The sequence below is a fragment of the Streptomyces sp. BR123 genome (genome assembly GCF_013401435.1).
Classification (GTDB): domain Bacteria; phylum Actinomycetota; class Actinomycetes; order Streptomycetales; family Streptomycetaceae; genus Streptomyces.
On the sequence record NZ_JACBGN010000285.1, the window covers coordinates 1 to 9,196 of the forward strand.

Genomic DNA, 9,196 nt, shown 5'->3' on the forward strand with positions numbered 1-9,196 from the left:
GCCGGCGGGGACTGTCGGCGGGGGCGGATACCGTGGGCCGCATGGCTGCCCGTACATCCCGCTCGTCCGCCAAGGACCGGCCCTCCTACCGCTGCACCGAGTGCGGCTGGACCACCGCGAAGTGGCTCGGCCGCTGCCCCGAATGCCAGGCCTGGGGCACCGTCGAGGAGATGGGCGCGCCCGCCGTGCGGACCACCGCTGCCGGCCGCGTCACGTCCGCCGCGCTCCCGATCGCACAGGTCGACGGCCGGACTGCCACCGCCCGCAGCACCGGCGTGGACGAACTGGACCGGGTCCTCGGCGGCGGGCTGGTGCCCGGAGCGGTGGTCCTGCTGGCCGGCGAGCCCGGTGTCGGCAAGTCCACGCTGCTGCTGGACGTCGCGGCCAAGGCGGCCAGCGAGACCCACCGCACCCTGTACGTCACCGGCGAGGAGTCGGCGAGCCAGGTGCGGCTGCGGGCCGACCGGATCGGGGCCCTGAGCGACCACCTCTACCTGGCCGCCGAGACCGACCTGTCGGCCGTGCTGGGCCACCTCGACGCGGTGCAGCCCTCGCTGCTGATCCTGGACTCCGTGCAGACCGTGGCCTCCCCGGAGATCGACGGCGCGCCCGGCGGCATGGCCCAGGTGCGGGAGGTCGCCGGGGCGCTGATCCGGGCGTCCAAGGAGCGGGGGATGGCGACGCTGCTGGTCGGGCACGTGACCAAGGACGGTGCGATCGCCGGCCCGCGGCTGCTGGAGCACCTGGTGGACGTGGTCCTCGGCTTCGAGGGCGACCGGCACGCCCGGCTGCGCCTCGTCCGCGGGGTGAAGAACCGGTACGGGGCCACCGACGAGGTGGGCTGCTTCGAGCTGCACGACGAGGGGATCACCGGGCTCGCCGACCCGAGCGGGCTGTTCCTGACCCGGCGCGCGGAGGCGGTCCCGGGCACCTGCCTGACCGTGACCCTGGAGGGCAAGCGGCCGCTGGTCGCGGAGGTGCAGGCGCTCACCGTCGACTCGCAGATCCCCTCGCCGCGGCGGACCACGTCGGGCCTGGAGACCTCCCGGGTGTCGATGATGCTGGCGGTGCTGGAGCAGCGCGGCCGGATCACCGCGCTCGGCAAGCGCGACATCTACAGCGCGACCGTGGGCGGGGTGAAGCTCACCGAGCCGGCCGCCGACCTGGCCGTGGCGCTGGCGCTGGCCTCCGCCGCGAGCGACGTCCCGCTGCCGAAGAACCTGGTGGCGATCGGGGAGGTGGGCCTGGCCGGCGAGGTGCGGCGGGTGACCGGGGTGCAGCGGCGCCTGGCCGAGGCGCACCGGCTCGGTTTCACGCACGCCCTGGTGCCGGTCGACCCGGGGAAGGTCCCGTCCGGGATGAAGGTGACGGAGGTCGCGGACATGGGTGATGCGCTGCGGGTTCTGCCCCGCCGGCGGCCCCGTGAGACGACCCGCGAGACGGCTCGCGAGACGGCCCGCGAGTAGCCTCCCGGCGGCCCGCGGCCGGGCCGGTACGGGGTCCTGCGCGGGGCCTCCTCGCCAAGCCACGGCGGGCGCGGAGCGCGCGCCGGTAGACTTTGTGCCGGTCCGCCCGGCCCACACAGGCGGCTCAACCCGCGACCGGAGGAGTGCAGTGGCAGCCAAGGACGGGGCAGCAGCATCCGGGAAGTCGGGCGCGAGCTCCAGGCAGGAGTCCATGATGCGTGCCTCGCTGAGCGCGGTCGCACCTGGTCAGCCCCTGCGCGACGGCCTGGAGCGGATCGTCCGCGGCAACACCGGCGGGCTCATCGTCCTCGGGATGGACAAGACCGTCGAGGCGATGTGCACGGGCGGTTTCGTACTGGACGTGGAGTTCACCGCGACCCGGCTGCGGGAGCTGTGCAAGCTGGACGGCGCGCTCATCCTCGACAAGGACCTGACGAAGATCCTGCGGGCCGGCGTGCAGCTGGTTCCGGACGCGTCGATCCCGACGGAGGAGACCGGTACCCGGCACCGGACGGCGGACCGCGTCTCGAAGCAGTGCGGCTTCCCCGTCGTGTCCGTCTCCCAGTCGATGCGGCTGATCGCGCTGTACGTGAACGGGGAGCGCCGCGTCCTGGAGGAGTCGGGCGCCATCCTGTCCCGGGCGAACCAGGCGCTGGCCACGCTGGAGCGGTACAAGCTGCGCCTCGACGAGGTCGCCGGGACGCTGTCGGCGCTGGAGATCGAGGATCTGGTCACGGTGCGCGACGTGACAGCTGTGGCCCAGCGGCTGGAAATGGTTCGCCGGATTGCGACGGAGATCGCGGAATACGTGGTCGAGCTGGGCACGGACGGACGGCTGCTGTCGCTGCAGCTGGACGAGCTGACGGTCGGGATCGAGCAGGAGCGCGAGCTCGTGATCCGCGACTACGTGCCGGAGCCGACGGCCAAGCGGTCGCGGACGGTGGAGGAGGCGCTGCCGGCGCTGGACGCCCTGACCCACCCGGAGCTGCTGGAGCTGGGCAACGTGGCGAGGGCGCTGGGGTACACGGGCTCGCCCGAGACCCTCGACTCGGCGGTGTCGCCGCGGGGCTACCGGCTGCTGGCGAAGGTGCCGCGGCTGCCGGGGGCGATCATCGAGCGGCTGGTGGAGCACTTCGGCGGGCTGCAGAAGCTGCTGGCGGCCGGCGTCGACGACCTGCAGACGGTGGACGGGGTCGGCGAGGCCCGCGCCCGGAGCGTCCGCGAGGGCCTGTCCCGGCTGGCGGAGTCCTCGATCCTGGAGCGGTACGTCTGAGGCCGCGGAGAAGACGGAGCAGGGAGAAGGGGTGGGCCGGAGCCGAGGCGTCCGGCCCGCCCCTTCCGCTTCCGGTCGCTCCCGGCCCCGGCCGCGGGCTGCTCCTGGCGGGGGCTACTCCGGCTTGAGGACGAACGAGGTGCGGGCCACGGGCAGGCCCGGGAACTTGGCCTCCACCACGTAGGTGTCGGGGACGGCGCTGCCCGCCGGGGGCGTCTGGCACTGGTCGGCGGCGCTGAACCTGCGGTCCCACTCGACGACCTGCTTGGTCTCGCCCTGCGCCGGTACGCGGTAGAAGGCGCTGCCGGGGCCGGTGGGGCAGTCGCCCGAGGACCAGACGGCTTTGCTGGTGCTCGCCTGCAGGATGGTCAGCACCGCCTGCTTCGGGCCGAGGTCGGCCTTGCAGGTCGATCCGGTGATGTTGCGGGCGATCAGTTCGAGGCGGGGCTTCTCGCCCGCCTCGTAGTCGTTCTTGACGCTCTTGACATCCCACTGCAGGGAGCTGGAGGAGCAGGTCGGCAGCTGGGAGTCGGCCGGGACGGCCGCCGCGCCGCCGCCGCCCGCACCCGCACCGGCGCTGCCAGCGCCGGCGCCGCCCGCGCCGGCAGCGGCCGAACCGGAGCCTGTGCCGCCGCCCGAAGCGGAACCGGCGCCCGGGTCACCGTTCTTGCCCGTGCCACCGCCCGACTCGGTGCGCCCGCCCGGCGCCTGGCTGATCGCCGGACCGGTCCCGGACGGTCCCGGGGTGATCGAGGTGACGGGGTCGGGCCCCTTCTGGCCCTTGCTGTTCGTACTCGACCTGCCCCCTGCGGAACTGACGGCCCATACGGCGAGGAGCGCGAGGAGCGCGACAACGGACGCCAGCACGGCCCTCCGTCGCCAGTAGATGGAGGAGGGGAGCGGCCCGACCGGATTGCGCATAGATCCCACGGACGGAACTTTACGAGAGTCCGGGGCCCGATCCGCGCCCCACATGCCGCGTATCCGGCAGGTTTTGCCGATGATCGGCCTACTGCGGGCATCCGATCGAAACGAATCGGCCAGGGGCCGTGCACGGGCGTCTCCGCCGGTTGAGTACGGTCGGTGACCATGGACACTTCCGACCTCTACCGCGACATCACCGACTCCGCCCACTCAGCGCCCGGTTGGGTGCAGTCGGCTTTCGAGGTGTGGACCGAATACGGACTGCTGTTGTTCGGCGTGCTGTTCATATCCGTGTGGTGGCGCGCGCGCGGGCAGCGCAACCCGCAGGCGATGGCGCTCGCCGTCCTCGCCCCGCTCGCCACCGCCGTGGCGTACGTGGCCTCGGAGAGCGTGAAGCTGGTCGTGACGGAGGAACGTCCCTGCCGGGCGGTGGCCGGTGCCGTCGCCTCGCTCGCGGAGTGCCCGGCCCCGGGCGACTGGTCCTTCCCGAGCAACCACTCCGCGATCGCGGGTGCGGCCGCCGTGGCGCTGGCCCTCGCCCTGCGCCGGCTGGTGCTGCTGACGGTGCCGATGGCCCTGCTGATGGCGTACTCGCGGGTGTTCGTCGGCGTGCACTACCCGCACGACGTGGCCGTGGGCGCGGTCGCCGGCGGCATCGTCGCCGCGCTCTTCGTCCTCGCGCTGACCGGTCCGATCAGTAGGATCACCGCCGCCGTGCGGACGAGCGGCAACCCGGCGGCGCTCTGGTTCACCGGTCCGGGCTCCGCGCGACGGCGGTGAAACGTGCCAGGATGCCGTATGTCATGACTGCATCCCGGACAACCTCCTCCCCCGCCGAGACCTCAGTCGCCGTGCCCCCGGCCGCCGAAGCCGCCGAAGCCGCCGAGGCGGTCCACGCACTGCACTCCCCGGTCATCGCCTGGTTCGACGAGCACGCCCGCGACCTGCCCTGGCGCCGCCCCGAAGCCGGCGCCTGGGGGGTCATGGTCAGCGAGTTCATGCTCCAGCAGACCCCCGTCAGCCGGGTCCTGCCCGTGTACGAGCAGTGGCTGGCCCGCTGGCCCCGGCCCGCCGACCTGGCCGCCGAGGCCCCCGGCGAGGCCGTACGGGCCTGGGGCCGGCTCGGCTACCCGCGCCGGGCCCTGCGGCTGCACGGCGCGGCCGTGGCGATAACGGAGCGGCACGGCGGCGACGTTCCCCGCGAGCACGCGCAGCTGCTGGCGCTGCCCGGCATCGGCGAGTACACCGCGGCCGCCGTGGCCTCCTTCGCGTACGGGCAGCGGCATGCGGTGCTCGACACCAACGTGCGCCGGGTCTTCGCCCGCACCACGACCGGCGTCGAGTATCCGCCGAATGCCACCACCGCCGCCGAGCGGCGCCTGGCCCGGGCCCTGCTGCCCGGCGACGAGGCCACGGCGGCCCGCTGGGCGGCGGCCTCCATGGAGCTCGGGGCGCTGGTGTGCACGGCCAAGAGCCCGGACTGCGCCCGCTGCCCGGTGGCCGGGCTGTGCGCGTGGCGGCTCGCCGGGAAGCCGGCGCACGACGGGCCGCCGCGGCGCGGGCAGACGTACGCGGGGACGGACCGGCAGGTCCGCGGCAAGCTGCTGGCCGTGCTGCGGGAGGCGGTCGGGCCGGTTCCCCGGAGCGTGCTCGACACCGTGTGGAACGAGCCCGTGCAGCGGGCCCGCGCCCTGGACGGGCTGGTCTCGGACGGGCTGGTCGAGCCGCTCGCCGGGGGCATGTACCGGCTGCCGCAGACCCGCGCCACAAGCTGACTGATCCATTCCGTTTTTTGCGGGGAAACCCCAGCTCACAGCCGTTGTTACACAACCTATGGGTGTCCGTGCGCCCACCGCAGGCTGGCCCGCACAGGCTCGTGACAACGCCTCCGTACCGTCGTCTGTCGTTGGGCAGCGGATGAGCGGTTGGTCGGAACGGAGGCGGTCAGAGATGGCGCACGGCGAGGTACTCGGCTTCGAGGAGTACGTACGCACTCGGCAGGACGCGCTGCTGCGCAGCGCCCGGCGCCTCGTTCCGGACCCCACCGACGCCCAGGACCTCCTGCAGACCGCCCTGGTGCGCACCTACGGCCGCTGGGACGGCATCGCCGACAAGGCCCTGGCCGACGCCTACCTGCGCCGCGTCATGATCAACACCCGTACGGAGTGGTGGCGCGCCCGCAAGCTCGAAGAGGTCCCCACCGAGCAGCTCCCGGACGCCTCCGTCGAGGACGGCACCGAGCAGCGCGCCGACCGGGCCCTGCTGATGGACATCCTCAAGGTGCTCGCCCCCAAGCAGCGCAGCGTGGTCGTCCTGCGGCACTGGGAGCAGATGAGCACGGAAGAGACGGCTGCCGCACTCGGCATGTCTACCGGTACCGTGAAGAGCACCCTGCACCGCGCACTGGCCCGCCTCCGGCAGGAACTGGAGAGCCGGGACCTGGACATGCGCGCGCTGGAGCGCGGTGATCACCGCGGGGACCACACCATCCGGTACGAGAGGCGTGAGCGGTGCGCGGCCTGAATGGCCAAAGCTTGAGCGGTAGAAGTCCGCTGGTGTTGATGTCGGCGGGGACGGTCGTCCTCGTCGGCACTGTGCTGTTCGCGGCCGGTTGCTCCACGACCGGGACCGGGCTGCGCGACGGCGGGCCCGCCCGCAGCGAGACGGCGGCCAGGAGCGGGGCGACGTCCCCCCCGGCCGAACCCGCCCCGAGCCGGACGGCCCCCTCGGGCAAGCCGGAGCGGAGGATCGACCCGGTCGCGCTGCTGAAGGCGGACCCGCGGGTCAGTGCCGAGGTCAAGCGGGACCTCAAGCCGTGCTCGGGCAAGGAGTACCCGGTCGACGTGAGCTACGGGAGGATCACGGGCGGCTCGGTGGCCGACATCGTGATCAACGTGCTGTCCTGCGCGGATGCGCTGGGACGGGGTTCGTACGTGTACCGGGCCGAGGGCGGCACGTACGAGAATGTGTTCTCGGACGAGCAGCCGCCCGTCTACGCGGAGATCGACCGGGGCGACCTGGTCGTCACCAAGCCCGTCTACGGCAAGAGCGACACCCTCGCCTACCCGTCGGGCGAGGACGTGGTCACGTACCGGTGGAACGGCGGGAAGTTCACCGAGCAGGACCGCGTCCACACCGACTACAGCAACATCGACGGCGGGGGCCAGCCCGCGCCGGCGATCAGCCAGAAGAACTGACCCACCCGCAGCGAAGGAACCGAGGCGAGGCTTGCGCATGGCCGAGACCCATGTCCTGTTCGTGGAGGACGACGACGTCATCCGCGAGGCCACCACCCTGGCGCTGGAACGCGACGGGTTCACGGTCACGGCCATGCCCGACGGCCTGTCCGGCCTGGAGTCCTTCCGGGCCGACCGGCCCGACATCGCCCTGCTCGACGTGATGGTGCCCGGCATGGACGGCGTGAGCCTGTGCCGACGGATCCGTGACGAGTCCACCGTCCCGGTGATCATGCTGTCGGCGCGCGCCGACAGCATCGACGTGGTCCTGGGCCTGGAGGCGGGCGCCGACGACTACGTCACCAAGCCCTTCGACGGCGCCGTCCTCGTCGCCCGGATCCGTGCCGTGCTGCGCCGCTTCGGCCACGCCGGCGGCGCCAACGGCGCCGGGGCGGGCGGGGACGGATCCGCCGAGCGCGGCCTGCTGGCCTTCGGCGACCTGGAGGTCGACACCGAGGGCATGGAGGTGCGCAGGGCCGGGTCGCCGGTGGCGCTGACGCCGACCGAGATGCGCCTGCTGCTGGAGTTCTCCTCGGCGCCGGGCACCGTCCTCTCGCGCGACCGCCTGCTGGAGCGCGTCTGGGACTACGACTGGGGCGGTGACACCCGCGTCGTGGACGTCCACGTGCAGCGGCTGCGCACCAAGATCGGGCAGGACCGGATCGAAACGGTCCGCGGCTTCGGATACAAGCTCAAGGGATGAGACGCTTCACCTTCCGTACGGGGATCCGCTGGAAGATCGCCACCGCCATCGCCGCCGTCGCCGCGCTCGTCGTGGTCGCGCTGAGCCTGGTGGTGCACAGCGGTGCCCGCACCTCGATGCTGGACAGCGCCCGCGAGGTCCAGCTCGACCGGGTGCAGTTCATCTCCCGCAACGTCGACGTCGGGCGCAAGCCGGCCATGGGGGCGAAGGTCAACGACCCCGACCTGCCCGCCGAGCTCCGGGAGAAGGCCCGGTCGGGGCGGCGCGGCACCTACATCCAGGAATCCCCGAAGGGGCCCGAGGTGTGGGCCGCGGTACCGCTGGGCAACGGGCAGGTGCTGTCCCTGCACACCACGTTCAAGGAGAGCGCCAAACTGGTGCGCGACCTGGACCGGGCCCTGGTCGTCGGGTCGCTGACCGCCGTCGTCGCCGGCGCGGCCCTCGGCGTCCTCATCGGCGGGCAGATCTCCAGCCGGCTGCGGAAGGCCGCGGCCGCCGCCCAGCGGGTGGCGCACGGGGACCCGGACGTACGGGTCCGGGACGCGGTCGGCGGTGTCGTACGGGACGAGACCGACGACCTCGCGCGGGCCGTCGACGCCATGGCCGACGCGCTCCAGCAGCGGCTGGAGGCCGAGCGGCGGGTCACCGCGGACATCGCGCACGAGCTGCGGACCCCGGTGACGGGCCTGCTCACCGCGGCGGAGCTGCTGCCGCCGGGGCGGCCGACGGAGCTGGTGCGCGACCGGGCCCAGGCCATGCGGGCGCTGGTCGAGGACGTGCTGGAGGTGGCCCGGCTCGACAGCGCGTCGGAGCGGGCCGAACTGCAGGACGTGGCGCTGGGCGAGTTCGTGAGCCGCCGGGTGACGGCGCTGATGCCGGAGGCGTCGGTCCGCGTCGTCGCGGACGAGATCGTCAGCACCGACCCGCGGCGGCTGGAGCGGATCCTGGGCAACCTGCTGGCGAACGCCGCCCGCTACGGTCAGCCGCCGGTCCAGGTCGACATCGAGGGCCGCGTCGTCCGGGTCCGGGACCACGGGCCGGGCTTCCCCGAAGACCTGCTGCGGGAGGGACCGAGCCGGTTCCGGACCGGGTCCACGGACCGGGCCGGGGTGGGCCACGGGCTCGGGCTGACCATCGCGGAGGGCCAGGCGCGGGTCCTGGGGGCCCGGCTGACCTTCCGCAACGTGGCCGCGCCGGGCGGCGTGGACCGCGAGGGGGCGGCGGCCGGCGCGGTGGCCGTGCTGTGGCTGCCGGAGCACGCGCCGACGGCCACGGGCAGCTTTCCGATCATCCAGCTGCCGGGCTGAGCGAGGCGCTCCGCGGGGGGTGCGGTGAGGGGCCGGTGGTCGCCTGCGGGCCCGCTGTGGCCGGTCGCGCAGTTCCCCGCGCCCCTGAGCAGGAGCCGCTCGCTCGGCGTGTCGCCGACCGGGCGGGACCACCCGGGTGCGCGGTCGACCAGGTCCCCAAGTACCTGCCTGGCCGCCATCCGCCGACCGGGCAGGGCCACCCCAGGGGCGCGGGGAACTGCGCGATCGGCCACCACGGGCCCGCACCCGTCCGGCGGGGGGGGGGACGGTGTCGCGCGGCCGTGCGG

9 protein-coding genes are annotated in these 9,196 nt (G+C 73.7%); 8 read left to right on the top strand and 1 reads right to left on the bottom strand.

Going from position 1 to position 9,196, the window contains the following annotated elements; all coding sequences use genetic code 11:
* The first annotated feature begins 41 nt into the window (after positions 1 to 41).
* Both radA and disA read left to right on the top strand, forming a co-directional pair.
* Entirely contained in the window at positions 42 to 1,466 is a 1,425-nt protein-coding gene (gene radA / locus HYE82_RS29850; RefSeq protein WP_179177308.1) for a DNA repair protein RadA, read from the top strand.
* A gap of 148 nt (positions 1,467 to 1,614) precedes the next feature.
* Positions 1,615 to 2,739 (top strand): DNA integrity scanning diadenylate cyclase DisA, encoded by a 1,125-nt coding sequence (gene disA / locus HYE82_RS29855; protein ID WP_179177309.1) that lies wholly within the window; start codon positions 1,615 to 1,617, stop codon positions 2,737 to 2,739.
* Positions 2,740 to 2,853: 114 nt separating this feature from the next.
* Here the strand turns inward: disA and HYE82_RS29860 are convergent, their stop codons facing one another.
* The gene (locus HYE82_RS29860) at positions 2,854 to 3,660 is read right to left on the bottom strand and encodes a hypothetical protein (protein ID WP_218783223.1); all 807 of its coding nucleotides are present in this window, start codon (positions 3,658 to 3,660) and stop codon (positions 2,854 to 2,856) included.
* Positions 3,661 to 3,828: 168 nt separating this feature from the next.
* Here HYE82_RS29860 and HYE82_RS29865 point away from each other — a divergent pair, with 168 nt between their 5' ends.
* The 6 genes from HYE82_RS29865 (at position 3,829) to cseC (ending at position 8,909) form a co-directional block, all read left to right on the top strand.
* Positions 3,829 to 4,443, top strand: a complete 615-nt coding sequence (locus HYE82_RS29865; protein WP_179177311.1) for a phosphatase PAP2 family protein — start codon at positions 3,829 to 3,831, stop codon at positions 4,441 to 4,443.
* Between the two features lie 23 nt (positions 4,444 to 4,466).
* A complete protein-coding gene (locus tag HYE82_RS29870) occupies positions 4,467 to 5,438 on the top strand; it encodes an A/G-specific adenine glycosylase (protein WP_256987886.1) in 972 nt (323 codons plus the stop codon).
* A 175-nt stretch (positions 5,439 to 5,613) separates the two neighbouring features.
* Entirely contained in the window at positions 5,614 to 6,186 is a 573-nt protein-coding gene (locus tag HYE82_RS29875; RefSeq protein ID WP_179177312.1) for a SigE family RNA polymerase sigma factor, read from the top strand.
* Positions 6,187 to 6,224: 38 nt separating this feature from the next.
* The gene (locus tag HYE82_RS29880) at positions 6,225 to 6,860 is read left to right on the top strand and encodes a hypothetical protein (RefSeq protein WP_179177313.1); all 636 of its coding nucleotides are present in this window, start codon (positions 6,225 to 6,227) and stop codon (positions 6,858 to 6,860) included.
* A gap of 37 nt (positions 6,861 to 6,897) precedes the next feature.
* Positions 6,898 to 7,602, top strand: a complete 705-nt coding sequence (gene cseB / locus HYE82_RS29885) for a two-component system response regulator CseB (protein WP_179177314.1) — start codon at positions 6,898 to 6,900, stop codon at positions 7,600 to 7,602.
* Entirely contained in the window at positions 7,599 to 8,909 is a 1,311-nt protein-coding gene (gene cseC / locus HYE82_RS29890; protein WP_179177315.1) for a two-component system sensor histidine kinase CseC, read from the top strand. The genes cseB and cseC overlap by 4 nt, the downstream gene beginning before the upstream one ends.
* Positions 8,910 to 9,196 lie beyond the last annotated feature (287 nt).

Coding starts and splice junctions, on each gene's coding strand:
- radA (WP_179177308.1), top strand. CDS start 42: ATGGCTGCCCGTACATCCCGCTCGTCCGCCAAGGACCGGCCCTCCTAC.
- HYE82_RS29860 (WP_218783223.1), bottom strand. CDS start 3,660: ATGCGCAATCCGGTCGGGCCGCTCCCCTCCTCCATCTACTGGCGACGG.
- HYE82_RS29865 (WP_179177311.1), top strand. CDS start 3,829: ATGGACACTTCCGACCTCTACCGCGACATCACCGACTCCGCCCACTCA.
- HYE82_RS29870 (WP_256987886.1), top strand. CDS start 4,467: ATGACTGCATCCCGGACAACCTCCTCCCCCGCCGAGACCTCAGTCGCC.
- HYE82_RS29875 (WP_179177312.1), top strand. CDS start 5,614: ATGGCGCACGGCGAGGTACTCGGCTTCGAGGAGTACGTACGCACTCGG.
- HYE82_RS29880 (WP_179177313.1), top strand. CDS start 6,225: ATGTCGGCGGGGACGGTCGTCCTCGTCGGCACTGTGCTGTTCGCGGCC.
- cseB (WP_179177314.1), top strand. CDS start 6,898: ATGGCCGAGACCCATGTCCTGTTCGTGGAGGACGACGACGTCATCCGC.
- cseC (WP_179177315.1), top strand. CDS start 7,599: ATGAGACGCTTCACCTTCCGTACGGGGATCCGCTGGAAGATCGCCACC.